This window comes from Amycolatopsis sp. NPDC021455 (genome assembly GCF_040640995.1).
Lineage (GTDB): Bacteria > Actinomycetota > Actinomycetes > Mycobacteriales > Pseudonocardiaceae > Amycolatopsis.
In genome coordinates this window covers 95,504-120,543 of record NZ_JBFACT010000020.1, presented here as the reverse complement: position 1 = coordinate 120,543, position 25,040 = coordinate 95,504, and the positions used below count along the sequence as shown (strand labels likewise).

26 protein-coding genes and 1 pseudogene are annotated in these 25,040 nt (G+C 70.4%); 9 read left to right on the top strand and 18 right to left on the bottom strand.

Annotated features, from left to right (window positions below; translation table 11 throughout):
* Positions 1-15: 15 nt before the first annotated feature.
* Positions 16-651, bottom strand: a complete 636-nt coding sequence (locus tag AB0G28_RS23230) for a zinc-binding dehydrogenase (RefSeq protein WP_361092383.1) — start codon at positions 649-651, stop codon at positions 16-18.
* A gap of 270 nt (positions 652-921) precedes the next feature.
* On the opposite strand from AB0G28_RS23230, the pseudogene AB0G28_RS23225 reads away from it, so the two are divergent.
* Positions 922-1,173, top strand: a pseudogene (locus tag AB0G28_RS23225) (helix-turn-helix domain-containing protein); the annotation flags it as partial.
* Here AB0G28_RS23225 and AB0G28_RS23220 read toward each other — a convergent pair.
* Positions 1,170-2,405: a DUF445 domain-containing protein gene (locus tag AB0G28_RS23220; protein WP_361092380.1), complete on the bottom strand. Its 1,236-nt coding sequence runs from the start codon at positions 2,403-2,405 to the stop codon at positions 1,170-1,172. The pseudogene AB0G28_RS23225 and the gene AB0G28_RS23220 sit on opposite strands and share 4 nt — an antisense overlap.
* Positions 2,406-2,407: 2 nt before the next feature.
* The gene (locus AB0G28_RS23215) at positions 2,408-3,190 is read right to left on the bottom strand and encodes an Abi-alpha family protein (protein ID WP_361092377.1); all 783 of its coding nucleotides are present in this window, start codon (positions 3,188-3,190) and stop codon (positions 2,408-2,410) included.
* 72 nt (positions 3,191-3,262) lie between these two features.
* Here AB0G28_RS23215 and AB0G28_RS23210 point away from each other — a divergent pair, with 72 nt between their 5' ends.
* The gene (locus tag AB0G28_RS23210) at positions 3,263-4,084 is read left to right on the top strand and encodes a maleylpyruvate isomerase family mycothiol-dependent enzyme (RefSeq protein ID WP_361092374.1); all 822 of its coding nucleotides are present in this window, start codon (positions 3,263-3,265) and stop codon (positions 4,082-4,084) included.
* Here the strand turns inward: AB0G28_RS23210 and AB0G28_RS23205 are convergent.
* Together AB0G28_RS23205 and AB0G28_RS23200 are read right to left on the bottom strand one after the other, a co-directional pair.
* Positions 4,074-4,481 (bottom strand): lipopolysaccharide assembly protein LapA domain-containing protein, encoded by a 408-nt coding sequence (locus tag AB0G28_RS23205; RefSeq protein WP_361092371.1) that lies wholly within the window; start codon positions 4,479-4,481, stop codon positions 4,074-4,076. The genes AB0G28_RS23210 and AB0G28_RS23205 overlap by 11 nt on opposite strands.
* A gap of 46 nt (positions 4,482-4,527) precedes the next feature.
* Entirely contained in the window at positions 4,528-5,667 is a 1,140-nt protein-coding gene (locus AB0G28_RS23200) for a dipeptidase (RefSeq protein WP_361092368.1), read from the bottom strand.
* A gap of 78 nt (positions 5,668-5,745) precedes the next feature.
* On the opposite strand from AB0G28_RS23200, the gene AB0G28_RS23195 reads away from it, so the two are divergent.
* Both AB0G28_RS23195 and AB0G28_RS23190 read left to right on the top strand, forming a co-directional pair.
* Positions 5,746-6,243 (top strand): MarR family transcriptional regulator, encoded by a 498-nt coding sequence (locus AB0G28_RS23195; protein ID WP_361092365.1) that lies wholly within the window; start codon positions 5,746-5,748, stop codon positions 6,241-6,243.
* Between the two features lie 46 nt (positions 6,244-6,289).
* On the top strand, positions 6,290-6,670 hold the full coding sequence (locus AB0G28_RS23190) for a VOC family protein (protein ID WP_361092362.1): 381 nt from the start codon (positions 6,290-6,292) through the stop codon (positions 6,668-6,670).
* 28 nt (positions 6,671-6,698) lie between these two features.
* Here AB0G28_RS23190 and AB0G28_RS23185 read toward each other — a convergent pair whose 3' ends face one another.
* The 8 genes from AB0G28_RS23185 to AB0G28_RS23150 form a co-directional block, all read right to left on the bottom strand.
* Entirely contained in the window at positions 6,699-7,628 is a 930-nt protein-coding gene (locus AB0G28_RS23185) for a S41 family peptidase (protein WP_361092360.1), read from the bottom strand.
* Between the two features lie 10 nt (positions 7,629-7,638).
* The gene (locus tag AB0G28_RS23180) at positions 7,639-8,493 is read right to left on the bottom strand and encodes an amidohydrolase family protein (RefSeq protein ID WP_361092357.1); all 855 of its coding nucleotides are present in this window, start codon (positions 8,491-8,493) and stop codon (positions 7,639-7,641) included.
* Positions 8,490-10,037, bottom strand: coding sequence for a benzoate-CoA ligase family protein (locus AB0G28_RS23175; RefSeq protein ID WP_361092354.1), 1,548 nt, complete (start codon positions 10,035-10,037; stop codon positions 8,490-8,492). Before AB0G28_RS23175 ends, AB0G28_RS23180 begins: the two co-directional genes overlap by 4 nt.
* Before the next feature lie 8 nt (positions 10,038-10,045).
* Positions 10,046-11,467, bottom strand: coding sequence for a benzoyl-CoA 2,3-epoxidase subunit BoxB (gene boxB, locus AB0G28_RS23170; RefSeq protein ID WP_361092351.1), 1,422 nt, complete (start codon positions 11,465-11,467; stop codon positions 10,046-10,048).
* Positions 11,468-11,472: 5 nt separating this feature from the next.
* Positions 11,473-13,092: a 2,3-epoxybenzoyl-CoA dihydrolase gene (gene boxC / locus AB0G28_RS23165; RefSeq protein ID WP_361092348.1), complete on the bottom strand. Its 1,620-nt coding sequence runs from the start codon at positions 13,090-13,092 to the stop codon at positions 11,473-11,475.
* 32 nt (positions 13,093-13,124) lie between these two features.
* Positions 13,125-13,550: a hypothetical protein gene (locus tag AB0G28_RS23160; RefSeq protein WP_361092345.1), complete on the bottom strand. Its 426-nt coding sequence runs from the start codon at positions 13,548-13,550 to the stop codon at positions 13,125-13,127.
* 82 nt (positions 13,551-13,632) lie between these two features.
* The gene (locus tag AB0G28_RS23155) at positions 13,633-14,532 is read right to left on the bottom strand and encodes a GNAT family N-acetyltransferase (RefSeq protein WP_361092343.1); all 900 of its coding nucleotides are present in this window, start codon (positions 14,530-14,532) and stop codon (positions 13,633-13,635) included.
* 150 nt (positions 14,533-14,682) lie between these two features.
* A complete protein-coding gene (locus AB0G28_RS23150) occupies positions 14,683-17,109 on the bottom strand; it encodes a glycoside hydrolase family 3 C-terminal domain-containing protein (protein ID WP_361092340.1) in 2,427 nt (808 codons plus the stop codon).
* Positions 17,110-17,204: 95 nt separating this feature from the next.
* Between AB0G28_RS23150 and AB0G28_RS23145 the strand changes: the two genes are divergently transcribed.
* The gene (locus tag AB0G28_RS23145) at positions 17,205-17,786 is read left to right on the top strand and encodes a TetR/AcrR family transcriptional regulator (protein WP_361092337.1); all 582 of its coding nucleotides are present in this window, start codon (positions 17,205-17,207) and stop codon (positions 17,784-17,786) included.
* 3 nt (positions 17,787-17,789) lie between these two features.
* Here AB0G28_RS23145 and AB0G28_RS23140 read toward each other — a convergent pair whose 3' ends face one another.
* Positions 17,790-18,173 carry a TIGR03618 family F420-dependent PPOX class oxidoreductase gene (locus tag AB0G28_RS23140; RefSeq protein WP_361092427.1) on the bottom strand — a complete coding sequence of 128 codons (384 nt, stop codon included), beginning with the start codon at positions 18,171-18,173 and terminating at the stop codon, positions 17,790-17,792.
* A 20-nt stretch (positions 18,174-18,193) separates the two neighbouring features.
* On the bottom strand, positions 18,194-18,781 hold the full coding sequence (locus AB0G28_RS23135) for a dihydrofolate reductase family protein (protein WP_361092334.1): 588 nt from the start codon (positions 18,779-18,781) through the stop codon (positions 18,194-18,196).
* 90 nt (positions 18,782-18,871) lie between these two features.
* Between AB0G28_RS23135 and AB0G28_RS23130 the strand changes: the two genes are divergently transcribed.
* Complete coding sequence (locus AB0G28_RS23130) at positions 18,872-19,327, top strand: helix-turn-helix domain-containing protein (protein ID WP_361092331.1); 456 nt, start codon at positions 18,872-18,874, stop codon at positions 19,325-19,327.
* Positions 19,328-19,334: 7 nt separating this feature from the next.
* Here the strand turns inward: AB0G28_RS23130 and AB0G28_RS23125 are convergent, their stop codons facing one another.
* A complete protein-coding gene (locus AB0G28_RS23125) occupies positions 19,335-19,781 on the bottom strand; it encodes a MarR family transcriptional regulator (RefSeq protein WP_361092328.1) in 447 nt (148 codons plus the stop codon).
* Positions 19,782-19,830: 49 nt separating this feature from the next.
* On the opposite strand from AB0G28_RS23125, the gene AB0G28_RS23120 reads away from it, so the two are divergent.
* The 3 genes from AB0G28_RS23120 to AB0G28_RS23110 all read left to right on the top strand — a co-directional run bounded on the left by AB0G28_RS23120 (position 19,831) and on the right by AB0G28_RS23110 (position 23,305).
* Entirely contained in the window at positions 19,831-20,298 is a 468-nt protein-coding gene (locus AB0G28_RS23120; protein ID WP_361092325.1) for a DUF1579 family protein, read from the top strand.
* Positions 20,299-20,570: 272 nt separating this feature from the next.
* On the top strand, positions 20,571-22,433 hold the full coding sequence (locus AB0G28_RS23115) for an ABC transporter ATP-binding protein (RefSeq protein ID WP_361092424.1): 1,863 nt from the start codon (positions 20,571-20,573) through the stop codon (positions 22,431-22,433).
* The gene (locus AB0G28_RS23110; protein WP_361092322.1) at positions 22,430-23,305 is read left to right on the top strand and encodes an alpha/beta hydrolase; all 876 of its coding nucleotides are present in this window, start codon (positions 22,430-22,432) and stop codon (positions 23,303-23,305) included. The genes AB0G28_RS23115 and AB0G28_RS23110 overlap by 4 nt, the downstream gene beginning before the upstream one ends.
* A 54-nt stretch (positions 23,306-23,359) precedes the next feature.
* Here the strand turns inward: AB0G28_RS23110 and AB0G28_RS23105 are convergent, their stop codons facing one another.
* Positions 23,360-24,115 (bottom strand): fumarylacetoacetate hydrolase family protein, encoded by a 756-nt coding sequence (locus AB0G28_RS23105; protein WP_361092319.1) that lies wholly within the window; start codon positions 24,113-24,115, stop codon positions 23,360-23,362.
* The gene (locus tag AB0G28_RS23100) at positions 24,112-24,912 is read right to left on the bottom strand and encodes a fumarylacetoacetate hydrolase family protein (RefSeq protein WP_361092316.1); all 801 of its coding nucleotides are present in this window, start codon (positions 24,910-24,912) and stop codon (positions 24,112-24,114) included. Before AB0G28_RS23100 ends, AB0G28_RS23105 begins: the two co-directional genes overlap by 4 nt.
* Positions 24,913-25,040: the final 128 nt, after the last annotated feature.

Genomic DNA, 25,040 nt, shown 5'->3' with positions numbered 1-25,040 from the left:
GACTTGCTCGCCCGCTCAGCCTCCCACGGTGACCACCACCTTGCCGAACTGGCCGTTGGCCTCGAGGTAGCGGTGCGCGTCGGCGATGGCGGTGAGGTCGAACGTCCGGTCCACCCGCGGCCGGACGTCCCGGCTCGGACACCGGCGCGGACGAAGTGCTCCGCGCGGGCGAGGCGGCCGGCGTCCAGGGTCAGGTCGAACGCGTTGAACAGCCGCATGGTCGGCACGAACCACAGCGGGAACGGCGTTTCCTTGGTGTCGAGCGCGCCGTAGACGACGAGCGTCCCGCCCTTCGCCGGCGACGGCGTCGAAAACGAACTGGGCGCCCTTGTTGCCGGTGATTTCCAGGGTGCGCTCGGCGATGTCCTCGTCGTCGGTGACGATCACGTGCGCGGCACCCGCGTCGAGGAGCCGCTGCTTCTTGGCGGCCGTGCGGGTGGCGGCGATCGGGATGGCACCGATGTGGTTGGCGACGTCGATCGTGGCCAGCCCGACACTGCTCGACGCGGCCGTGATCAGCACGAAGTCTCCGGGCCGCACGTGTCCTTCGTCGACGAGAGCGCCGTACGCGGTGACGAACGGTCCCCACAACGCCACGGCTTCGGCGGCACCGAGCCCTTCGGGCCGCCGGAGCACAGCCGACGCGGGCACGATCGCCGCCTCGCCGTAGACGCCGTAGCGACCGTGCTGACCGCGTCGCCGACCGCGAAGCCGGTGACCCCGTCGCCGAGCGCTTCGACGATCCCGGACGCGGAGTAGCCGAGCTTCGCCGGGAACTCGTCGGGACGTTCGAAGAGCCCGGCGCGGAACATCGCCTCGGCCGGGCCACGGGGACTCCAGCCGCAGCCTGGCCGCCGGGCGGCCCCCACCGCTCCCAGGGGGCTTCCCCAGTCCAGTTTATCGGCCCGAAGCGACGAAACACCCCGGCGGTTCAGCGAACTGGAGCGCGCGCTCGACGGCGTCTCCCGGCGGATGCTGTCGCTGACGCTGCGCGGCCTGGAACGCAACGGGCTGGTGACGCGGACGGTCTACCCGGAGGTCCCGCCGCGGGTCGAGTACACGATGACGCCGCACGCGATGGAGCTGGACGAACCGCTGCACGCGTTGTCGGCATGGGCGGCCAAGCACCGGGCGAAGGTCGCCGAGGCACGGCGGGCGTTCGACGTCGCTTAAGCCGCCAGGTGCTCCAGGATCAGGACCTGCGCCTCACCGACCGCGAAGCCCAGCACCGCGCCCGTCGCGATGAGGATCCACTCGTCCTGCTCGAAGGCCGGCCGCAGCAACCTCTCGAACTCCTTGGGCGACAGCTGCTTCATCTTCGACACCAGGACGTTCCGGATGTCCATCGCGTCCGTCGCGTAGTCCTCGATGTAGCGCATCGTGTCCGGCAGCCGCGACATGATCTGCGACGAAATCGCCAGCTTCATGTCCTGGTACTTCCTGCCGCCCACCGCGAACACCAGCAACGGCTTCGCGACGCTGCCCAGTTCGCGGTCGAGCTGGCGCTGGATCAGCGCCAGCACCCGGTCCGACAGCGGTCCGTTGAGGATCGCCTCGATGACGTTGTGCGGGGTGATGATCTCCTTGGCGATCAGCGAGCCGTACGCCTCCGCGACCTCCGCGCGCCGCTTCAGGAACAGGCCTTGCCACTGCACGCCGAAGTACCTGCGCGGCTCGATCGGGTAGAAGATCATCCGCAGCGCCAGCCAGTCGGTGAACCAGCCGGTGAACAGGCCGAACACCGGCATGATCGGCGGAAACTTGAACAGCACCCACGCCACCATCTGGATGACGCCGATCGCGCCGCCGAACACCAGGCCGGAGCGGGCGATGAACTTGAACTCCTTCGCGCCCGCCTCCTGGAAGATCCGGTTGAGCAGCCGCTTGTCCTTGACCAGGCTGGTGACCACCATGCCCTTCAGGTCGAACACACTGTCCACATCGGACTTGATCAGGTCGAGCACGGCGGCGACCATCCGCGGCGACTCGTGCTGGACGCGCTCGATCACCAGCCGCTGCACCCGCACCGGCAGCGACTCCCACAGCCCCGGCTGGTAGGCCGCCGCCACGTCGCGGACGATGTCCTCGACCCCCGCCAGCAGCGGTTTCTCGATCTCCTGGGCGATCCGGGACGCATCGAGCCGCGCGACGACCTCCGCCGGCTCGATCAGCTGCTCGGTCATCGTGTCGCAGGCGATGCTCGCCATCCGGGCGGCGCGCTTGGGCACGATGCCCTGCCAGCCGAAGAACGGCTTGACGCCGATGAACTCCACCGGCTGGAACATCATCCGGATCGCGACGAGCTTGGTGCCGTAACCGATCAGCGCGGCCACGACCGGGATCGAGACGTAGAGGGGCCAGTGCTGCCCGAAGTCGGCGACGATGCCGCCCAGGAAGGCCCCCACCGCTAACCGAAGCTCGGGTCGCAGGCCTGCCAGAACTGCGCCCCCAGGCGCGAGATGTGGATCGTCCGCCGGACGAACTTCGCGCGCTTGACGTGCTTCTCGGCGTCTCGGACGGTCTCGTCGGTCAGCAGGATCTCGTACTGCGTCTCCAGCGTCGGCACCTCTTCGTCGAGGTCGACGAGGCCGAGCCCGATCAGCCGCGTGACGTAGCCGGGCACCTGGTCGGGCAGCGACACCCCGGCCGCCTTGCCGACCGTCGACGCGTTGCGCAGCACGACCCGGCCGTTGCCGCCGAGGCCGGTCCGCTCGACGACGTCGACGGCGGGGAACGGCGAGCCGTCGGACAGCGCGGACAGGATGCGGGCCTCGTCCGGCGTCAGCTGGCGCAGGATGATCGCGTAGAAGTACTCGCGGGCCCGGTCGCGGCCGAAGCCGATCGAGTGGTTGAGCAGCTCGGCCATCGCGGCGCGCAACGGCTCGCCGTGGTTGTCCCGCGCCGGCACCAGCGTGACGGTGGCCTCGACGGCGGCGGGCCGGGTCATCGCCGACGCCGCGGTGAGCGCCGCGTGGTACGGGTCGTCGACCTCGTCGAGCCGGCGCCGCAGCTCGGTCAGCAGCTGGCGCTCCACCTCCCGCACACTGCGTTCGGCGGTCTCCACGCCGGGGAGCTTGCGGCCGAGCGCGAACCCCGTGCGCGCGGCCCAGCCCGCCAGCTGACCGGCGCGGCGGGCCAGGTCGGCCACGTCGTCGGCGGCACCCCGGCCGTTCGGTCGCTCTGCGTTCACGCGGGAACTCCCCTCTGCTTTCGCGATGATGCTACCTGCGGGTAGGCCGAATGGAGGTGTTTGGATGCCCACATGAGTCCGACGCGCTGGGGCCCGCCGATCGACGTCCTCCCGTACTTCTCCAAAGAAGAACAAGCCCTGATGACGCTGCTCGGCGCGCTGACCGAAGAGGACTGGACGCGGCCGACGATGTGCGCCGGCTGGACGGTCAAGGACGTCGCCGCCCACCTGCTGGGCGACAAGGTCGGCCGGCTGTCCCGCGGCCGCGACGGCCACTCCGCCGATGCCCCCCGGCCGGGTGAGCCGTTCCCCCGGTTCATCGACCGGATCAACGAGGAGTGGGTCGTCGCCTGCCGCCGGCTCTCGACGGACGTCCTGCTCACCATGCTCTACGAGTTCATGGGCCAGACGACCGAGCACTGGGCGTCGCTGGACCTCGACGCCCCCGGCATCCCGGTGAGCTGGGCCGGCGCCGAGCCCGCGCCGCGCTGGCTGGACGCGGCCCGCGACTACTCCGAGTTCTGGGTCCACCACGTGCAGATCCGCGAGGCGCTGGAGCACACGCCGCTGGAGGCGGAGTACGCCGAGCCGATCGCCGACACGTTCGTGCGCGCGCTGCCGCACACCCTGCGTGACGTCGACGCGCGCGTCGGCAAGCAGGTCGGCTACACGGTGACGGGCCAGGGCAAGTGGTACGCACGCCGCGAGCGCGACGGCTGGGTCCTGGACCGCGGGGCGCCGCCGTCGCGCACCCCGCTGGCTACCGTGACGACGGACCTGGACACGTTCTGGCGGCTCTGCACCCGCAACGCGGCGAACCTCGACCGCGTCCGGACGACCGGCGACGAAAACGTTTGCGCCGTCCTGCTCGGGATGACCTCGATCATCGTTTGAGGTGGCGCGCCTGCTTCCGCAGCTGCAGGATCCGGGCCCCGCCGATCAGCGCCACCAGCGTGGCTCCGCCGATCGCCGAGAACAGCATGGCGATGGCCAGCGGCAGGCTGCCTTCGGCGCCGAAGAACCGCACGGTCGCCGGGTCGAGGTTCTGCAGGATGAAGATCAGGAGCACGACCAGCACAAGCAGGCCGGCGATCACCGCGACCCACGTGCCGCTGATCCGCGTCGGGCGGCCCTTGGCGGGCGGCTCCGCCGGCTTGACGGGCGTCGTCTCCTCCGTGCCCGGGCGAACGTCGCCGGCGCGCAGCTCGGCGGGCTCCAGGGCACCTTCGGGCAGGTCGTGGTTCGTCGGACCGGTGGGGCGGTCGGCCGCGCCCCCGCGCGCGTGCGTCATGTGCCCAGTGTCCGTCCCGCGCACGGGGAGCGCCGCCTCAAACCCCCTAACGGGCGAAACCGTCGACCTCCCGGAGGACGCGAAGGGTGTTCTTCCCGGCCAGTTTCGCGCAGTCGTCCTCACTCCACCCGCGCTCGAGCAACGCGGCGAACAACACCGGGTACTTGGAGGTGTCCTCCAGCCCCTCCGGCAGCGAGCCGACGCCGTCGTAGTCGCCGCCGAGGCCGATGTGGTCGATCCCGGCGACCTCGCGGGCGTGCTCGATGTGCGCGACGACGTCCTCGACGCCGGCCTTCGGCTTGACCGGCCCGTCCCACTCCTTGACGAACTGCCCGCGCTGGGCGAGGTCCCGGTAGTCCCGGCCGGCGTCCGCCATGGCCGCCTTGAGCTGCTCGTCCCAGGCGGCGACCTTCGGCGAGACGAACGCCGGCACGAAGGTGATCATCGCGACGCCGCCGTTGCCGGGCAGCTTGGCCAGGACGTCGTCGGGGATGTTGCGCGGGTGGTCGTTCACCGCGGTGCAGGAGGAGTGGCTGAAGATCACCGGCACCGAGCTGACCTCGATCGCCGCTCGCATCGTCGACGGCGCGACGTGCGAGAGGTCGACCATCATCCCGATCTTGTTCATCTCGCGCACGACCTCGCGGCCGAACTCGGTGAGCCCGCCGTGGGCCGGTTCGTCGGTGCCCGAGTCGGCCCAGGTGGTGTTGAAGTTGTGCGTGAGCGTCATGTAGCGGACGCCGACGCGGCGCAGGATCCGCAGGACGCCGAGCGATTCGGCGATGCTGTGCCCGCCTTCGGCGCCGATCAGCGACGCGATCCGCCCGTCGGCGAACGCGGCCTCGGCCTCGTCCGCGGTGGTCACGAGCCGGAGCCGGTCGGGGTAGCGCTCGGCGAGCTGGTGGACGACCTCGATCTGCTCGAGCACGGCGGTCACGGCGCTGTCGCCCTCGAACTCGCAGGGCACGTAGACCGACCAGAACTGCATGCCGAGCTTGCCGTCGGCGAGCTTCGGGAAGTCGGTGTGCAGCGCGGGCTGCCGGACGGTCAGGTCGAGCGACGCGGCCGCCTCGACGGGGTTCGGGCCACCGTGCTGCCGCAGCTCCCACGGCAGGTCGTTGTGCCCGTCGGCGAGGATGACCCCGTCCAGTAATCGGGTAGCACGCTGGAGTGCCTCGTTAGTCATCGGCCGATCGTAGGGACGGCCGATATACGCTCCGTACAAACGGGGGCAGATCTCTCGCCGGCAAGATAAAGTCGGCCTGTGACACCCGATCCCAGCGCGAGGCACTCTTCTCCGCCGAGCGCGCATCAACGCAGCACGGACGACGACGAGATCGTCACCTGGTGGGGCCTGGTCATCGAGGGCTATCTGGCCACCCAGGACAAGCTGATGGGCGAGATCGCCGACCGCTTCGGGCTGGCGCCCGCGTCGTTCGACATCCTGCTGCGGCTGGTGCGCTCGCCCGAGCACCGGATGCCGATGACGCGCCTCGCCACGGAAGCGGCGCTGTCCAGCGGCGGCTTCACGAAGGTCGCGGATCGTCTGGTGGCGGCGGACCTGATCTGCCGCGTCCCGAGCCCGGACGACCGCCGCGTCACGTTCGCGTCCCTGACCGACCACGGCCTCGAGGTGGCGAACAAGGCCCGCGCGGCGGCGGCCGACATCCTGCGCCGCATCGTCCTGACTCCGCTGGGTGACGACGCGGTGGCACTGGCCGAAGCCATGCGGACACTCCGCGCGTTCAACGCCGAGCGTTGAAAAACCCGAGGTCACAGCGGTGCCAGTGGCGGCGCACCATGAGAGCATGCTGACCGAATCGACCATCACGACGATGCTCCCGGTGACCGACAGCGAACGCGCCGGCCACTTCTACGCGGACGCCCTCGGCCTGAAGCAGACGGGCCAGGGCGAAGACGGAACCCTGTACTTCGCGGCGGCCGGCGGCGCGATCGGCCTCCGCCCGATGCCGGAGGGCACGCAGAGCGAGAACACGGCCCTGAGCTTCGAAGTCGGCGACCTGCCCGCCGAAGTCAGAGCCCTGGAGGACCGCGGCGTGCGGTTCCAGGACTTCGAGATGGAGGGCCTGAAGACGGTCGACCACATCGCCCAGCTGGGCAACGAGCGGGCGGCGTGGTTCAACGACTCCGAAGGCAACGTGCTCTGCCTGCACGAGATCATGAGCTGACCCTCTGGGGGCGCGGGGGTGCCGCCGGCTATCGGCACCCCCGCGTGCGCAGCCATTCCTTCGCTGCGGTCTCGGCGTCCGCGGCCGGGTGGTCCGGTGGGATCGGCGTGTTGCCGTAGACCCGCCCGGTCCGGTCGACGTCACGGGCATCGGTCAACAGCAACCGCGTGCCACCGCCGAGGTCGATGACGTCGTTCCCGGTGGCGAAACCGGCGGTGGGACTACCGAACGACGGTGCGAGCCCGCGTAGCGCGATCAGCGACGCTTCGCCGGAACTCGCGGTGTAGCCGGATGTCAGCACCGCGATCGGCCGCCGCGGCAGCCGGACGGGGTTGGGCCGCGAGGACATGTTTCGGCCGTCGACCCAGAACTGCCCGTCGTGGATTTCCCAGGGCCATCGCTCGCCGTCCCACATCACGAACGAACCGGCCGGGCCGTCGCCGAGCAGCGGCGCGAGCACCGTCAGCATCGGGAACATGGTGCCGCCGATGTTCTCCCGCAGGTCGACGATCCAGCCGCACGGCGCCGGCACCCTCCCGAGCGCGGCGAAGCCGGCATCGAGGTAGCGGCGTTCTCCGGCTTCGTCGCCGATCAGGCCGGGAAGTTCGAGGGTCGCGATCCCGCCGTCGACCCGTGTCGAAGGTACCTTGATCACCGACGCGTCCGGCGCCACTCCCTGTCCCGGGTAGAGCAGCATCGTGTGCGGATCGTGCAACTCGCTGATCACGTACTGCAGGGCCGTCAGCGTCCCGACATCGGCCTGTGCGCCCCGCGCGAGGTAGGCCGCCCGCGCTTCGACGCGCGGCCAGTCGACCTGCGCGGAATCGATGGACCGCGCCCGGATCAAGGCGATCGTCCGGTTCAGGAACTCGGCAGGCGTGTGCGGGCGGACCGGTGCGGCGCCGCCCGCGAAGAAAAGCACGAACGTGACCACCAGCAGCAGAACACGGCCCCCCATGCACGCCAGGTTACGCGAGTGACGGCATCAGCTTGATCGCGTTCCCCGACAGCACCCCGCTCAGCACGTCTTCCGGCAGCCCCAGCCCGGTCAGGGCCCGGACGTTCCCCGCCACCGAAGGGACCCCGGGCCAGTCGGTCCCGAAGACGAACTTCCCGGCCAGCCGCGCGAAGTCGAACCGCTGGTAGTACTCCGGCAGCTTCTTCGGCGGCAACCCGGCGAGGTCCAGCCACACGTTGTCTCGCGCCAGCGCCAGGAACGCCGCCACGTCGTACCACCACCCGCGGCCGCCGTGGGCGAAGACGAACTGCAACGCCGGGAAGTCTTCGACCACATCGGACAGCAACTCCGGGTTGCCGAAACTGGTGCGGGACCCGGGAAAGCTCGACGTTCCGGAATGGAGGATCACCGGCACCCCGCGTTCGAGGCACAGCTGGTAGACCGGGTAAAGCTCCTTGTCCGCCGGGGAAAACGCGCCGTGCACCGGGTGGATCTTCAGCGCCACCGCACCGAGGTCCAGCTGCCGCGCGACCTCCGAAGCCGCCGGATGGTGCACGTACGGATTGACGTTCGCCACCAACCGGAACCGCGTGGGATTGTGAGAAACCAGGGGCAGGTTGTCCTCGATCGGCTGGATTCCGGTCGCCCGCGGGCTGTATTCGCAGAACAGCAGCACCCGGTCGACGCCTTCGGACTCCATCAGCTCGTCCATCGCGGCGGGGATCACCCCGCCGTCGGCCGAGTACACCGAACGCCACGGGTACGACCCCGCGAAGTCGTGCGCCCACTGCAGCCACGCGGGTTTGAGCGTCGGCAGCCGCGGCGCGTGGACGTGCGCGTCGACGACGAACCGGCCGTCGATCATGGGTGGGGGGCCACCACCCGCAGCACGTCGCGGACCTGCTCGCGGATCACGTTCCGGCGGATCTTGCCGGTCGCCGTCTTCGGCAGTTCGGCCAGCTCGACCACGCCACGCGGGCGCTTGAACGCCGCCAGTCCCTCGCGGCAGAACTCGATCAGCTCGGCCGGGTCGACCGCGAAGCCGGGCGCGGCCACCACGCACGCCACCGGCTTGTCGAGCCCGTCGGCGTCCGGCGCGGCCACGACCGCGACCTCCGCCACCGCCGGGTGCTGCCGCAGCCGTTCCTCCACTTCGGACGGCGACACCCAGATCCCGCCCGCCTTCAGCATGTCCCCGAACCGGCCCAGGCAGCTGTAGGTGCCGTCCTCGTTGCGGACGTAACTGTCGCCGGTCCGCAGCCACTCGCCCTGGAACACCAGTTTCGTCGCGTCGTACCGGGCCCAGTAGCCGGTCGCCGTCGACGGCCCGGCCACGAACAGCTCCCCCGGCTGCCCGGCGGCGTCGATCACCGCACCCGCCTCGTCGCGGAGCTGGACGTCGTACCCGTACACCGGGACGCCGGTGCTGCCCGGCCGCACCTGGCCGGGCCGGTTCGACAGGAAGATGTGCAGGGCCTCGGTGGACCCGATGCCGTCGAGGATCTCCAGCCCGAACCGGGCGCGGAACCGCTCGAACAGCGACGCGGGCAACGGCTCGCCGGCCGAAACCGCGTACCGCACCGAGGAAAACGAGTCATCTGGGACGTCGCTGGCGAGCAACGCGGCGTAGAACGTCGGCACGGCGAAGAACAACGACGGCTGCTCTTCGCGAGCACGCCGCGCGAACAACGCGGGCGTCGGACGCGAAGGCTCCAGCAGGGTCGTGCCGCCCGCGCCGAGCGGGAAGAAGCAGGAATTCCCCAGCCCGTAGGCGAAGAAGAGCTTCGGCACCGACAGGAACCGGTCCGCGGCCGACGCCGCCAGCACGTCACGGGCGTACGTCTCGCAGACCGCGCGAATGCTCGCGTGGCGGTGCATCGCCCCCTTCGGCTTTCCCGTCGTCCCCGACGTGTACAGCCACAACGCGGGCGAATCCGCCCATGTATGTCCACCGAGGACAGATCCATCCAAAGAGGACCAGTCGTGCGTCCGGACGGTGAACCCGGCCGCGTCGGCGCGGTCGAGCACGACGTCGGTGACCTCGGGGGCGAGCCCGAGCGCGGTCGTCGCCTGCTCGGCGAACTCGCCGGACACGCACAGCACGCGCGCCCGCGAGTCGGCGAGCACCTGACCCAGCTCCAGCCCGGTGACCATGGTCGAGACCGGCACGGCGACCGCGCCGGCCAGCATCGCGCCGAGGATGCCGGTGAGCAGCTCGACGTCGTCGACCATGCAGAACATGACGCGCTCTTCGGGCCGCACGCCGAGTTCGGCCAGGCCGCCGGCGACCCGGCGGGACTCGGCCGCCAGCTCGGCGTAGGTGAGCGAACGGCGGGGCGAGACGACCGCGGTCGCGTCCGGATGCCCGGCCGAGAGCAGGTACTCCGCGGCGTTGAACGCTGTCGGCACCAGTCCTCCTACGTGAGGTACACGTACTCGTAGTCGAAGGGCTTCCCGTTGATGCCCTGCCGCGGCGGCGCGACCCAGCTCGCGATCTTCCCCCGCTCGTACACCGGGTGCATCAGCGAACGGACGAACGTGAGGTCCTCGGTCGTGGGCAGCCACTTGCGTTTGCCGGCCTCCCAGGTCGCCTCGTCGACGATGGTGCCGTCGGGAGTGACGTGGTGGCCGGAGTTTATGCCCACTTCGCGGTTGAAGCCAGGGTGCGGCAACCGGAACGTGTAGTCGATGCCGGCTTCGGAGAGGATCTTGTTCCACCGGTTGACGCCGGTCTGGCAGTCGGCCATGTACTCGCTGCGCAGGTCCAGGTTGAGCAGCAGGATCGCCTGCATCTCCTCGGTCGTCCACGTGCCGTCGCCGTTGGGCCGTTCGACGGTGCGGGCATCCTCGGTGAGCTTGTGGTCGTCCTTGCGGCGGGTCTCCTGCCAGCGGCCCTTCAGCCCGGCGGTGTAGTAGTTCGCGGCGTTCGTCGACGTCTCGCTGCCGAAGAGATCCAGGGACACCGTGTAGTGGAAGTTGATGTACTTCTGGATGACGTCCAGCGGGATGCCGCCGTGCGGGCCGATGTCGTAGGTGTCGTGCTCGCGGATCAGCTCGGCACTGCGGGTCACCACGCGGTCGACGCCGGTGGTGCCGACCATCATGTGGTGCGCCTCCTCTTTGAGCATGAACTCGCAGGTGCGCGAGAGCGGGTCGAAAGAGCTTTCCTTGAGCGTGCCGAGCTGGTACTTCCCGTCGCGGTCGGTGAAGTAGGTGAACATGTAGAACGCCAGCCAGTCGGCGGTCTCCTCGTTGAACGCGCCGAGGATGCGGGGCGCGTCCGGGCTGCCGGAGTTGCGCAGCAGCAGCTCTTCGGCCTCGTCACGGCCTTCGCGGCCGAAGTAGGCGTGCAGCAGGTACACCATCGCCCACAGGTGACGGCCTTCTTCGACGTTGACCTGGAAGAGGTTGCGCAGGTCGTACAGGCTCGGCGCGGTGAGCCCGAGGAGTTTCTGCTGCTCGACCGACGCCGGTTCGGTGTCGCCCTGGATGACGATCAGCCGCTGCAGGTCGGCGCGGTACTCGCCGGGCACCTGCTGCCAGACCGGCTCGCCCTTGTGCTCGCCGAAGGCGATCCGCCGGTCCGGGTCGCGCTCGGCGAGGAAGATGCCCCAGCGGTAGTCGGGCACGTTGACGTGGTCGAAGTGCGCCCAGCCCTCGCGGCCGACGCTGACCGCGGTGCGCAGGTAGACGCCCTGGGTCTCCAGCGTCGGCCCCATCTCGCCCCACCAGTGCATGAACTTCGGCTGCCAGCCCTCCAGCGCGCGCTGCAGCCGCCGGTCCTCCGAGAGGTTGACGTTGTTGGGGATCTTGGCGTCGTAGTCGATCTTCTCGGGCATCTGCGCTAGACCCGCTTCCTGTCGAAGACGGCCTTCTGCCCCGTACCGTATCGGCGCAGCGCGCCTTCCGGGCCGGACGCGTTCGGCCGGGTGAAAATCCAGTTCTGCCAAGCCGCCAGCCGGCCGAAGATCTTGGTCTCGATGGTCTCGGGACCGACGAACCGGTGGTTGGCCTCCATCCCGGTGAGCGCGTCCGGGGACAGCGACGCGCGGCCTTCGAGCGCGATCCGGATCTCGTCCTCCCAGTCGAGGTCGTCCGGGGCGTCGGTGACCAGGCCGAGTTCGAGGGCTTCGGACGCGCTGAGCTCGCGGTTCTTCTCGCGCGCGAGCCAGGCGAGGTGGTCGTCGTCGCCGTAGAACCGCGCCTGCAGGCGGGTCAGGCCGTTGCCCATCGGGAACGCGCCGAAGTTGGCTTCACTGAGCCTGATCGACGCGCGTTCTTCGGAGTCTTCGTCGTCGATCGGCGGGCCGTCCAGGATGTACTGGCGGTCGGCGGCCAGCGCGATCTCCAGCAGCGCGCCGGCGAAGCAGCTGCCGGGTTCGATGAGCGCGATCAGGCTGCGGCTGGTGACGTCGAGGCGTTTGAGCGTGCGCTTGAAGTAGTGCGTGATCTCGTTGGCCAGCCAGTCCTTCCCGCCGAGGACGGCCTGCTCGTGCGCTTCGACCTTCGCGGGGTCGCCCTGGGTCCGCAGGATCCACGTGCCCGCTTCGACCTCGTTGGTGCGCAGCCGCAGGATGGCGTCGTCGAGTTCGCGGGTCATGGCGAGGAACCAGCCGTCCGCGCCCTCTTCGTGCAGGTCACCGGGGTCGTTCTCGGGGCCCTTGATGGTGATGGTGGCCTGGTCCTCGGCAACCTCGATGTCGACATAGCGATGTTTCAGCGGCGTCAGCTCGATACCGCGTTCGCCGGTCCGGCCGGACTCGCGCGCGATCTCGCGGGCCCGTTTCGCCACGGCCTCGCGGAACCCCTGACGCGGCACCAGTTCGTCGACCAGCCGCCAGTCGACCGCGGTCTTGCCCTTGACGCCGTCCGGGCGCGTCGCGAAGACGTCGGCGAGGTCCCGGCGCACGCGCCGCTTGTCGACGACCCGGGTGAGCCCGCCGGTGCCGGGCAGCACGCCGAGCAGCGGCACCTCGGGCAGCGCGACGGTCGAGGAGTTGTCGTCGATCAGCAGGATCTTGTCGCAGGCCAGCGCGATCTCGTAGCCGCCGCCGGCGCAGGTCCCGTTCACCGCGGCCACGTACGTCTGGCCGGAGTGCTCGGTCGCGTCCTCCATGCCGTTGCGGGTCTCGTTGGTGAACTTGCAGAAGTTCACCTTCCAGTGGTGCTCGGACGCGGCGAGCATGCGGATGTTCGCGCCCGCGCAGAACACCTTGTCCTTCGCGCTGGTCACGACGACCACGCGGACCTCGGGGTGCTCGAACCGCAGGCGCTGGGTGGCGTCGTAGAGCTCGATGTCGACGCCGAGGTCGTAGGAGTTGAGCTTGAGCTCGTAGCCCGGGACCAGCCCGCCCTGCTCGTCGACGTCCAGCTCGAGCCAGGCCACCTCCCCGTCGATCTGGAGCCGCCAGTGGCGGTACTCGTCCGGACGGCGGTCGAAGGTCACCGGTGTGGTGGTGGTCACTCTCCCGATTGTCTACATGAGCCAGACGAAGGTCAATATTGTGTAGAAACTTGATCTCGCGAGGTCACCCGGTTGACGGTCGCCCACGCCCACATCAGGAACACCCAGAGCGCCAGACCGGCCGCGGCGTCGGTGAAGATCGTCGCGAAGAAGAACGCCGGAATCCGGGGCACGCCGGTCAGGAAGTGACCGAGGGTGATCATCCCGGCCAGCGAATAGACCAGCAGAAACACGAGCGCCTGGTGGTAGCGGCCTTGCCGGTACGCGCGGTAGCCGAACCAGCCGAACGTCGTGAAGAGCACCCAGCCGAAGGCGACGACGATCCCCGCGGCGAGCGCAGGGACACCCGGCAGCTGCGGGTAGTCGGCGACGCGAATGGCGTTGTGTGCGTAGTGGATCGTCGTGCTGACCAGCGAAAAGCCCAGGATCACGCGAAGCGGCGTCAGTCCCTTGTCCATCATTGCCCCCGCATTTGATAGATCGCTCTAGCGACGGTACCGCCCGGCGGCCGCGCCCGGCAAGGCACGGCCGCCGGCGGTGTCAGACGAGGTCGATGCGGTGCTGGACCACCGGGTAGCCCGCCTTGGCGAAGTTCTTCGCCATCGGGACGTTGCCGACGTCGGTGCCCGCGACGATCCGGTCCGCGCCGTAGGAGACGAGGTCGTGCGTCGCCTCGACGAGCAGGTCGTAGGCGTAGCCGTGTCCCCGCTGCTCCGGCACGACGGCGATGTAGCCGATCACGGGGTCGTAGACGTTGCGGCTCGGCAGCGTGAGGCCGACGAGTTCGCCGTCGGGCGTGTACGCCAGCCGCCACCACTCCCGCGGCCCCGGCATCCACTTCATGATGTCGAGGTCCTCCTGCGCGGCCGCATCGAGGCCGTGCTCCTCGACCGTCTTGCGCGCGTGCGCGTCGAGGCTGCCGACGTGCACGCGCTTGAAAACGTCGAGGATGACGTCGTCGTCCGGCTCGGGCCGGAACTCGAGGCGGCCGGGCTTCTCCGGCAGGCCGTTCTCCGGGGTCCAGCGGAAGCGGTAGCGCTCGACGAGCTTGCGGTAGCCCGCCTTCTCGGCCGCCTCGACCCGGCCGTTCACTTCGCGGGCGACGTCCGGATCGTCCTGCCACCCCGGTGGGGTGTGCAGCGAATACTCCGCACGCAGCGGTGCCGTCTTCAGCAGCTCGACAGCCGCGTCGAAGTCGGTGAAGTCGAACCAGTCCAGGGCGACCGGGTCTCCGCCGGGCTTGGCCCACCAGGCGGCGCGGGCCACGACGACGTCGTCGCGCAGCGCGACCCAGACTCGCTCGGGCGGGTATTCGCCTCGCTTCGCCATCTCGATGAAGTCGTCGCCGAGCAGCTTGCGGCCGACGAGACCGCGGTCGGGCAGGGAGGTGAACAGTGCTTCTTCGCCCGCTTCGAGCGGGCGGATGACCAGTTCGGTCATGGAAATCCTTCCGGGAGCGCGCTCCCGGTCAGACAGCCGGCACCCTCGCGGCGGAGTGGGAGCGCGTGATCGATGGCGTGATCATCGGTCCCACCTCCTTTCGCCTGGTCGAGGGTGCGTGCGCCACTTTAGGGGGCTTCCCGTCGAAGATCAACGGATTTTCTGCAGCACCACCCGCGTGCTGAGCCGCGGATCGGCGTAGGAGTGCGACGCCTCCAGGACGTACTCGCCCGCGATGTGCTGCCAGCCGTCGCGCCAGGCTTCGACCGACCTCGGCGTGATGACGACGTCGGCATCGACGGCCTGGCCGGGCTGGGCTTCGACGCTCGCGAACCCGGCGAGCCAGCGGTGCGGCCGGTCGCCGCGCTCGGTCGGGGCCAGGTAGAGCTGGACGACTTCGCGTCCCTTGCGCCGCCCGGTGTTGCGCACGCGGACCCGGACCCGGGCGCCGCCTTCGTCGTCCGGGTAGGCGTCGAGTTCTTCGTACGCCCAGGTCGTGTAGCCCTGGCCGTGGCCGAACCAGTACGCGGGCTGCCGGTCGGTGCGGGCCCAGGCGCTGTAGCCGATATAGACGCCTTCGTCGTACTCGAGCGCGCCGTCTTCGGGCGTCACGTTGGTGACCGGCGCGTCTTCGAGCTTCGCCGGCCAGGTCGTCGGCAGGCGGCCGCCGGGTTCTTCGCGGCCGAAGAGGACGTCGGCGAGCGCGGCACCGCCGGCCTGGCCGGGGAACCAGGTGAGCAGCACCGCGGCGACGTCGTCGCGCCACGGCATCTCCACCGGGGAACCGGCGTTGACCACCACGACGGTGTTCCGGTTGGCTTCGGCGACCCGCGTGACGAGTTCGTCCTGCCGTCCGGGCAAGGCGAGCGAAGTCCGGTCGAAACCTTCGCTCTCGACCTCGGCGGTCGTGCCGACCACGACGACGGCGACTTCCGACTTCCCCGCCAGGGCAACGGCTTCCTCGATGGCGGCGTCGGGGTCGAGCACCGGGCCGCGGTGCCCGAGCGCGAAGGTGACCCAGGCGAAGGTGCCCCGGGCGAACTCCGCCATCTCCGACGGGATCCAGTAGGTCAGGCTGACGTCCACCGGCTCACCCGCGGTCAGTTCGATCTCGCGCCGCTGTTCGTGCACCTGCATGATCGACGTGAAGATGTCCCCGCCCTCCGGCAGGTTCACGCCGTCGAAGAGGGTCTGGCCGGCGACGGTGAGGCGGAGGTCGCCGGGGCCGGTGACGCCGAAGGTGTGCGTGCCGCTCTCCTCCGGCAGGAACGTGCCGGCGATCTCGACCGACGCGAGCGTGCCGATGTCGAGGCCGGCCGGGAGTTCCCCGATCCAGTCGATTCTGGCTTTTCGCAAGGGAAATTCAGCCAATCGGGTGCCATCGGCGGCCCGGGCCGTCGCGCGGAGCCGGAAATTGTCGGTGGCCGAAGGTAGCGTCGTTCGCGGATCGGCACCGGGGGTGTAGGTGAGCTCGGTGCCCGGGGGAACGGCCGCTTCGAGGCCGTCGAGAGGGGAGACGACGTGATCGGGAAACACCGTGGCGCTGCCACCACCGAGGATCTTCGGGTCCGCGGCCAGCGCGCCGATGAGCGCGATGCTCTGCGGCTCGCGCAGCGGCAGCAGGCCGGTTTCGTTGCTGAGCAGGACGAACGACCGGTGCGCGACCTCGCGCGCGAGCGCGTCACCATCCACATCGGACTGATCGGGGACCGGGCCGCCGCCGAGCGCGCCGGTCCGGTGGGCGAGCAGGAGCACCCGGCGGACCATGGCGTCGACGACGTCGGGGCTCACCTCGCCGCCGCGCACGGCTTCGGCGAGCCGTTCGCCGAACACCGTGCGGGGGCCGGGCATCGCGACGTCGAGACCGCCGTTGGCGGAGGCGACGGTGTCGCGCGCGGCGAGCCAGTCGGAGACGACGAAGCCGTCGAAGCCCCATTCACCGCGCAGCACGCCGTTGACGAGTTCGGCGTGCTGGGTCATCGTGACGCCGTTGACGCTGTTGTAGGCGGCCATGATCCCCCACGGCTTCGCCCGCCGGACGATGAGTTCGAACGGCGCGAGGTAGAGCTCGCGCAGCGCGCGTTCGCTGACGCGGACGTCGACGGTGAAGCGTTCGGTCTCGAAGTCGTTGGCGACGAAGTGCTTGACCGTGACGGCGACCCCGCCATCCTGCACGCCGGTGACGTAGCCGGCGCCGATCATCCCGGCGAGGAGCGGATCTTCGGAGTAGCACTCGAAGTGGCGGCCGCCCAGCGGCGAACGGTGGAGGTTGACCGTGGGCGCCAGCAGCACGTGCACACCCTTGCGCCGGGCCTCCTGCGCGAGCAGGCGGCCTGTCTTGACCGCCAAGCGCGGGTCCCAGCTCGCGGCCAGCGCCGTCGGGCTGGGCAGGGTGACCGAGGGGTCGTCCGGGCTCCACCGCGTCCCGCGGACGCCGACCGGGCCGTCGGAGAGCACCAGGGAGGCGAGGCCGATCCGGGGCAACGCGGGCAGGGACCAGACGTCCTGACCGGCGAGCAGGCTCGCCTTGGCGTCCAGGTCGAGTTCGGCCAGCAGCGCTTCGACGTCGAAGCTCATGCGCACCTCCGCGGTCCGTCCTGCCCGTCACCCTACCTGGCGGCGAGTAGTGAACGTTATGGTTCCGTGACGATTTCTCCCGTAGGCTCGGGATCATGAGCCGGGCCAGGGGCACCGACCGACGGGCGAGCATCGTGCGTGCGGCGTTCGAGGTGATCGCCGAACGCGGCTACCGCGGCACGTCGCTGGCGGCCGTGGCCGACCGCGTCGGGCTGACGCAGCAGGGGCTGATGCACTACTTCCCGACCAAGGAGGACCTGCTGACGGCGGTGCTGGAGACCCGGGACGAGTGGGACCTGCTGCACTTCGGCCACGCTCCGCCGGGCGAGGAGTCGGCGATGACGGTGAACCAGCTGGCCGACCTCGTGGACTACAACGCGACCCGGCCGGGGATCGTCCAGACGTACACGGTGCTTTCGGCGGACAGCGTCACGGAGGACCACCCGGCGCGGAAGTACTTCCACGACCGCTACACCCGGGTCCGGGCGGGCATGACCGAGATGCTCGAACGCCACCGCGACGAGCTGCCGCCGGGCACCACCCCGGAGCAGCTGGCCCCGATCGCGATCGCCGTCCTCGACGGCCTGCAGCTGCAGTGGCTCCTCGACCCGGAGGAGGTCGACATGCCCGCCGGGTTCCGCACCTTCCTCACCCTGCTGGGGATCAAGCCGGACTGACGATCAGCGCATGCCCACGCTCTGCCGCTCGGGTTCGATGAGTGCGACGACGCGCTGCTGCTCGCGCGAGTAGGGCCCGCCGATGTACTTGGTGGCGATCCGGTCGACGATCTCCCAGGCGGCGTCCCCCTCGATCCACTCGACGACCCGGCCGCGGATGATCACCGGCTCGAACGGGTTGTCGACCGGGGTCAGGGAGAGCGCGACGCGCGGGTCGCGGCGCAGGTTGCGGGCCTTGCGCGAGTCCGGGCCGGTGAGGATGGCGATGCGGTCGCCTTCCGGGTCGACCCAGACCGGCACGGCGTGGGGAGCGCCGTCGGGCAGGACGGTGGCGAGGTGGCCGATGGCGGTGGTGGCGAGGACGCGGCGGACGTCGGCGTCGAGCATGGTCATCTCCTTGGTGGTTTTCAGGCGACGGCGTAGTGGAGGTGGGTGACACCGGGAGCGGGAACGGCCTCGACGAGCCGGAGCCGCACGTGGCCGGGCAGATCCCGGAAGAAGGACCGGCCACCGCCGAGCAGCACCGGCACCTGGTGGAGGACGATTTCATCGACGAGGCCCGCGCGCAACGCCGAGGTCAGCACGCCACCGCCCATGAGGCCGACGTCCTTGCCGCCGGCGGCCTCCCGGGCGGCCGCGATCGCGTCCTCGACGTTGTCGAGCAGGGTCTGCTGCTCGGTCAGCTCCGGCGCCGGCCGGTGGCTGACGAGGAAGAGCGGTGCGTCCGGATGCGGGCTGCCGCCACCGAAATGCTCGGAGTCCTCGTAGGTGTTGCGGCCCGCCACGATCGCGCCCACCCGCCCGGCGAGGGCGTCGAAGACGCGGGCGCTCGGCGCGCTGAGCTCGAAGAAGTCGAACACCCGGCTCCGGGTGTCTCCGTCGGAGTACCAGTCGAAGAGCGTCCCGCCGTCACCGAGCCCCTGGCCGGGGCGAGCGCCGCGGCCGGCGATGTACCCGTCGACCGACACGGCGTGGGCGCTGAAGACCCTGCTCATCGCGACGTTCCCTTCTGGGTTCCTTCAGGAGACTCCAGAACCGTAGCAGTTGAAGTTCCTTGAGGGAACCCCAAGTGCTAATCTGGCCTCATGCAGCGCACGAACTTCAGCGACCTGGCCGCGTGCTCGATCGCGCGCACCCTCGACGTCATCGGGGAACCGTGGTCACCGCTGATCCTCCGGGACATCTGGGCGGGGTTCAGCCGGTTCGAGCAGCTCCAGGCGGACCTGGGCATCTCGCGCAAGGTGCTCACCGAGCGGCTCAACCACCTGGTGGACGAGGAGGTCGTCGAGCGCCGCCCGTACGACCGCCGGCCGCGCTACGAGTACGTGCTGACGGAGAAGGGCACCGAACTGGTGGACATGCTGATGGTGATGACCCGCTGGGGCGACAAGTGGCTGGCGGGCAAGGCCGGCCCCCCGGTGCTCTACCGCCACCACGCCTGCGGCGAAATCACCACGGTGGACCTGCGCTGCACGCACTGCGGCAACCCCATGCACGCGGGAGACATCGACTTGCTGCCCGGACCGGGCGCCACCGGGTGAGCCCGCCTCAGGACAGCCGCGGCTGGGCCACCACTTCCCGCAGCCGCCGCAGCGTGCGCAGAGTCGTCTCCAGATCCTCCTGCGACACCTGCGCCGCCGTCTCCTCCGCCCACTCGACCTGCGCCGCCCCCAACTCGCGCATCGCCGTGCGGGCCCGTCGCGTCAAGGACAACAACGGGGCCCGGGCGTCCGCCGGGTTCGGCAAGCGGTCCAGCATTCCGTTGCGCAGCAAGCGGTTCACCGTCTCCTGCACACTCTGCCTGCGCAACCCCCGGCGCCGGGCCACCTCCGCCACGGTGGCCGGGCCGTCCTCGAGGAAGCCGAGCACCTGCCACTGCGCCGCCGTCAGGCCGAAGGGCCGCGTCAGCGCGTCGCCGACCACGAGGAACCCTCCGTTGCACGCGAAGACCGCGTCGATCACCCGGGTGAACGTCTCGGCTCGATGGGACCGCATGCGTGCTAGTCTCGCACATCGACAGGCACCTGTCGAAATGGAGACGACCATGGACATGCCCCGCCTCGGCCCCGCGCACGACGCGCTCAAAGCCTTCGTCGGCGACTGGACCGGCACCGAAGAACTCGCGGCCTCGCCGTGGGCGCCGGCCTCGACCGCGCACGCCGACTGCGAATACCGCTTGGCACTCAACGGTTTCGCCCTGATCCAGCAGTACCGCCAGCGCCGCGCGGACGGATCGGAGTTCCTGGGCCACAACGTCTTCACCGCCGATCCGCGCACCGATGAGACGCTCTGGTACGGCTTCGACAGCTATGGCTTCCCACCCGATTCACCGGCGCGCGGCACCTGGTCCGGCGCGACACTGACCCTGGAGAAGCAGACCGCTCGCGGCGTGGCCCGGCACCGGCTCACGCCGGACGGCGACGCCCTGACCCACGAAATCGACGTCCGGCTGGGCGAAGACAACGATTTCAGTCCGTTTCTGCGTGCTCGATACACCCGGAAGAACGGGTAGAGGAAACGGGCGACGCCCCTCCCCCCTTTGCACGAGGACGTCACCCGTTTCCGGTCCCTGCCAAGCACATCCGCAGACCTGTTACTCCAGGCGAGTGTGTCCCCGATGGCGGCGGAGGCCCAGGGAAATCGATTACTTTCACCCGAACGGCCGAACCGCGATCCAGAACGTGCCCGAAACTGTCGGACCCCCGGAGTACAGATGAAGGGGTGACCGGATCCGCCGAAACCACCACGGACCCGCCCCCGCTGATCGGGGTCGAAAACGTGAAGATGCCCGAGTGGGCCCGCGTCGACGAACGCGTCGCCGCGGCCGGCTTCGGGCAAGCCGTGCGCGCCTTGCCGTCCGCCATCGCGGTCGTGCTGAGGCTCGCGTGGCGGACGTCGCCGCGGCTGACGCTGCTGGCCGCCGTCGTGCACGTCGTCTCGGGCTGCGTCACGGCGTTCGGGCTGCTCGCCACCGCGAACGTCTTCACCGCGCTGCTCGAACAGGGCCCGACGCCGGACCGGGTGCTGCAGTCGCTGCCGGCGATCGCGGTCGTCACCGGGTCGTACGCCGCGCGGGCGTTGCTCGACGCGGCCGTCGCCGCCGTCGAAGGCGCGCTGCGGCCGCGTGTCACGGCGGCGGCCGACGACGCGGTGACGGCGGCAGTCGTGCGCGTCGGGTTGATCGCGTTCGAGGACGCGGACTTCCGGGAGCTCGCCCGCCAGGGCGCGCGGTTCGGCGTGCGGGCCATCGAAACCAGCCTGCGCCGGCTGGCGGACCTGACGTCGTCGGCGATCTCGCTCGCGGCGGCGATGATCACGGCCGGGCTGCTCAACCCGTGGCTCGCGCCGGTCCTGCTGCTCGCCGCGGCGGCCGACGGCTGGGCCGCCGCGCGCGTGGCGAAGCTGAACTACCGGCACTTCATCGACACCGTCGGGCGCAACATCCGCAAGTCGGTCGTCGAGGAGGTCGCCACCTGGCGCTCGATGGCGCTCGAACGGCACGCCCTGACGCTGCAGGAGCCATTGCTCGGCGAGTACCGCCGCATCTCCCGCAGCCTCACCCGGGAGGAGGTCCGGCTGGCGCACCGCAGCAACCTGGTCCGCACCACCGGCCGGGCGGCGGCCGGTTTCGGCACGGCCGTCGCGTACCTGGTGCTCGGCTGGCTGCTCTACACCGGCTCGATGGAGCTGGCCCTGGCCGGCACGGCGGTCCTGGCGATGCGCACGGCGTCGACAGCGCTGTCCAACACCATGCGCGCGGTCAACTCGCTGTACGAGGACTCGTTCTACATCGGGTTCTACAACCAGCTCCTCGTCGAGTCGGTCAAGCTGCGACCGCCGGCGACGACGGTGACGGCGCCCGCCAACCCCGCCGAGATCCGGCTGGAGGGTGTCACGTTCACGTACCCGGGTCAGGAAAACCCGGCCCTGCGGGACGTCTCGCTGACGATCCGGCGCGGCGAGGTCGTGGCGCTCGTCGGGGAGAACGGCTCGGGCAAGACCACCCTCGGCAAGCTGCTCACCGGGCTGTACCCACCGGACGAGGGCACCGTCCGCTGGGACGACGTCGACCTCGCGCGGGCCGACCCGGCGTCGGTCCACACGAACATCGCGGTGATCGCGCAGGAACCCGCGGAGTGGCCGATGACCGCGGCGAACAACGTCACGGTGGGGCGGCTCGGCCGGCCGGACCCGGATCGGCGGGCGTGGCGCGAAGCGGTCGACTACTCGGGCGCGGACGAGGTGATCGCCTCCCTGCCCGCCAAGGAGGACACGGTCCTGTCTAAGAAGTTCGACGAGGGCCACGACCTGTCCGGCGGCCAGTGGCAGCGCATGGGCATCGCCCGCGGCATCTACCGCGACGCCTCGGTCCTGGTGGCCGACGAACCGACGGCGGCGCTCGACGCCCGCGCCGAAGCCCGCGTGTTCGCCGGGCTGCAGCACGCGAGCACGTCGGGCCGCGGCCGCCGCACGACCGTGCTGGTGACGCACCGGCTCGCCAACATCCGGTCGGCGGACCGGATCCTGGTCCTGGAGAAGGGGCGGTTGATCGAAGAAGGCACCCATGACGAGCTGATCCGCGCGGGCGGGGTCTACCACGAGCTGTACGAGATCCAGGCCCGCGCCTACCGGGACGGACCACCATGACCGAGCACCTGACCCGCGTCAACGGCCTCGAGCTGTGCCACGAGACGTTCGGCGACACGGGTGGGCGGCCCCTGCTGCTCGTGATGGGCCTCGGCGCGCCGATGATCTGGTGGGACGAGGAGTTCTGCGAAAACCTTGCCGCGCAAGGGTTCCGCGTGATCCGGTTCGACAACCGGGACACCGGGCGGTCGAGCCGGCTGCGCGGCCGGGCGAACCTCGCACAGGCGTACCTGCTGCGCAGTGCGCCGTACACGCTGGCGGACATGGCCGACGACGCCGCCGGGCTGCTGGACGCGCTGGAGGTCCCCGCCGCGCACGTGGCCGGGGCGTCGATGGGCGGGATGATCGCGCAGACGCTGGCCTTCCGGCACCCGGAGCGGGTCCGGTCGCTGACGTCGATCATGTCGAGCACCGGCGGGCGGCTGGTCGGACGGCCGAGCCCGCGGGCGATGTCGATGCTGCTCGCCACGCCGCCGCGTAGCCGCGCGGACTACGTCGAGATGCTCGTCCGCACGTTCCGGCTGATCGGCTCGCCCGGCTACCCGTTCGACGAGGCCCGGATGCGGGACAGGGCCGAGCGCACGTACGACCGCGGCGTGCACCCGGGCGGCACCCTCCGCCAGCTCGCCGCGATCATGGCCGAGCACGACCGCGCGCCGCGGCTGCGGAAGGTGCGGGTGCCGGCCCTGGTGGTCCACGGCGCCCGCGACCCGCTGGTCCACGTCTCGGGCGGCCGCGCCACGGCCCGCGCGATTCCCGGCGCGGACCTCGACGTCGTCCCCGGTATGGGCCACGACCTCCCCCGGGCGGTCTGGCCGCGGCTGGTCAAGGGCATCACCCGCGTCGCCGACCGCGCCGAAGCAGCGACCTGACGTGGATCTCGCGTGATTGAAGGGACATCACTCGTGATTGGGGGGTCGACACGGTCAGGTGGCGAGGGTTAGCGAGCCCAGGTGGGAGAAGTGGGTTGCGACTCGGGAGCCTGGGCGGAGCGGGATCGCGTCCGTCATGCCGCCCGTCAGGACCAGCCAGCCCGGTTCCAGGGCCAGGCCTCGCGCGCCCAGCGCGTTGGCCGCCAGGGCCAGGGCCTCCGCCGGGTGGCCCTGGACCGCCGCTCCGGTCGCCGTGTCGACGATCTGGCCGTCGACCTCCAGCAGTGCCGCTTCCAGGGACAGGTCCAACGACGCAGGCGGCAGGCCCACCGGGCCGAGGCTGAAGTACGCCGACGAGCCGTTGTCCGCGACGGCGTCCGGGAGCGTGAAGCGGTAGTCGGCGTACCGGCTGTCGATGACCTCGATGCCGCCGTACACGCGGTCGACGGCGGCCAGCGCCGTCGCCGCCGTGACGCCGGGGCCCGCCAACCGGCGGCCCAGCACGAACACCAGCTCCGGCTCGGCGCGCGGGTGGATCAACGACGGCACGGGGACGCCCGCCGGCAGCACCATCGCGTCGGTGAGCCAGGCCAGCAGTGGCGAGTCGATGCCCATCCGCTGCTGCTTGGCCCGGGACGTCAGGCCCAGCTTCACCCCGATCAGCGTCTCGCCACGGGCCCGGCGCTGCCGCAGTGCCTCGTCCTGGATCGCGTACGCAGTGTCGACGTCCAGGTCCGGCCAGTCGGCGGACAGCGGGGCCCGCTCCGAAACCGTCGCCAGCAGGGAAGCCGCTGCCTCGCGCACGTTCATGATTCCTCCGAAGCGGGAGCGAAGACCGCGGTGACGCTGCCGATGCCGGCGATGGTCGTGACGATCGTGTCGCCCGGCGACACCGGGATCGCCCGGGTCATCGAGCCGGGCAGCACGACGTGCCCCGGCTCGAGGGTGACCCCCAGCGGGCCGACCGTGTTCGCCAGCCACACCAGCGAGTTCAACGGCGACCCGAGCACCGCGCCGCCCGCGCCGGTCGCGGCCACCGAACCGTTCTGGTACAGCACGCAACCCGCCAACCGCAGGTCGGCGGCCGAAAGTGCCGTCGGGCTGCTGCCCAGCACCACCCCGCCGGAGGACGCGTTGTCGGCGATCGTGTCGAACAGCGAGATCTTCCAGTCCTGGATCCGCGAGTCGACGATCTCCAGCGACGGCAGCACGAAGTCGACCGCGCGCACGGCGTCGGCGACCGTGACGCCCGGGCCGCGCAACGCCGAGCCGAGCACGAACGCGATCTCCGGCTCGATGCGCGGCTGCAGGAACGCCGACGTCGGGATCGGCTGGTGCTCCAGGTGGAACATGCTGCCGGTGAGGTGCCCGTAGTCGGGCTGGTCGACGCCCATCTGCCGCTGCATCGCCGCCGACGCGAGGCCGACCTTGTGCCCGCGGACGGCGTCGCCGGCTTCGACCCAGCGCCGCACCTGCTCCTGCTGGATCCGGTACGCGTCCTCGACCCCCGCGTCCGGGTAGGTCTTGATCAGCGGCTCGATCGGCTCACGCTCGGCATAGGCCCGCGCCAGTACGGCGGCGGCCTCCTGCACCCTGCTGACGTCCACCTCGGGAACTCTGCCGGGCGTGCACCCGGGACACAAGCGCCAATGTTCCACCCAGTGGAACTCTCGCCATACAACCTCTTGCGCGCGAGATAAATTGAGCGTAGCTTGAAGGCACACCAGGAAGGGAC

Coding starts and splice junctions, on each gene's coding strand:
- AB0G28_RS23210 (WP_361092374.1), top strand. CDS start 3,263: ATGAGTCCGACGCGCTGGGGCCCGCCGATCGACGTCCTCCCGTACTTC.
- AB0G28_RS23205 (WP_361092371.1), bottom strand. CDS start 4,481: ATGACGCACGCGCGCGGGGGCGCGGCCGACCGCCCCACCGGTCCGACG.
- AB0G28_RS23200 (WP_361092368.1), bottom strand. CDS start 5,667: ATGACTAACGAGGCACTCCAGCGTGCTACCCGATTACTGGACGGGGTC.
- AB0G28_RS23190 (WP_361092362.1), top strand. CDS start 6,290: ATGCTGACCGAATCGACCATCACGACGATGCTCCCGGTGACCGACAGC.
- AB0G28_RS23185 (WP_361092360.1), bottom strand. CDS start 7,628: ATGGGGGGCCGTGTTCTGCTGCTGGTGGTCACGTTCGTGCTTTTCTTC.
- AB0G28_RS23180 (WP_361092357.1), bottom strand. CDS start 8,493: ATGATCGACGGCCGGTTCGTCGTCGACGCGCACGTCCACGCGCCGCGG.
- boxB (WP_361092351.1), bottom strand. CDS start 11,467: ATGCCCGAGAAGATCGACTACGACGCCAAGATCCCCAACAACGTCAAC.
- AB0G28_RS23160 (WP_361092345.1), bottom strand. CDS start 13,550: ATGGACAAGGGACTGACGCCGCTTCGCGTGATCCTGGGCTTTTCGCTG.
- AB0G28_RS23155 (WP_361092343.1), bottom strand. CDS start 14,532: ATGACCGAACTGGTCATCCGCCCGCTCGAAGCGGGCGAAGAAGCACTG.
- AB0G28_RS23150 (WP_361092340.1), bottom strand. CDS start 17,109: ATGAGCTTCGACGTCGAAGCGCTGCTGGCCGAACTCGACCTGGACGCC.
- AB0G28_RS23145 (WP_361092337.1), top strand. CDS start 17,205: ATGAGCCGGGCCAGGGGCACCGACCGACGGGCGAGCATCGTGCGTGCG.
- AB0G28_RS23140 (WP_361092427.1), bottom strand. CDS start 18,173: ATGCTCGACGCCGACGTCCGCCGCGTCCTCGCCACCACCGCCATCGGC.
- AB0G28_RS23135 (WP_361092334.1), bottom strand. CDS start 18,781: ATGAGCAGGGTCTTCAGCGCCCACGCCGTGTCGGTCGACGGGTACATC.
- AB0G28_RS23130 (WP_361092331.1), top strand. CDS start 18,872: ATGCAGCGCACGAACTTCAGCGACCTGGCCGCGTGCTCGATCGCGCGC.
- AB0G28_RS23125 (WP_361092328.1), bottom strand. CDS start 19,781: ATGCGGTCCCATCGAGCCGAGACGTTCACCCGGGTGATCGACGCGGTC.
- AB0G28_RS23120 (WP_361092325.1), top strand. CDS start 19,831: ATGGACATGCCCCGCCTCGGCCCCGCGCACGACGCGCTCAAAGCCTTC.
- AB0G28_RS23115 (WP_361092424.1), top strand. CDS start 20,571: ATGCCCGAGTGGGCCCGCGTCGACGAACGCGTCGCCGCGGCCGGCTTC.
- AB0G28_RS23110 (WP_361092322.1), top strand. CDS start 22,430: ATGACCGAGCACCTGACCCGCGTCAACGGCCTCGAGCTGTGCCACGAG.
- AB0G28_RS23105 (WP_361092319.1), bottom strand. CDS start 24,115: ATGAACGTGCGCGAGGCAGCGGCTTCCCTGCTGGCGACGGTTTCGGAG.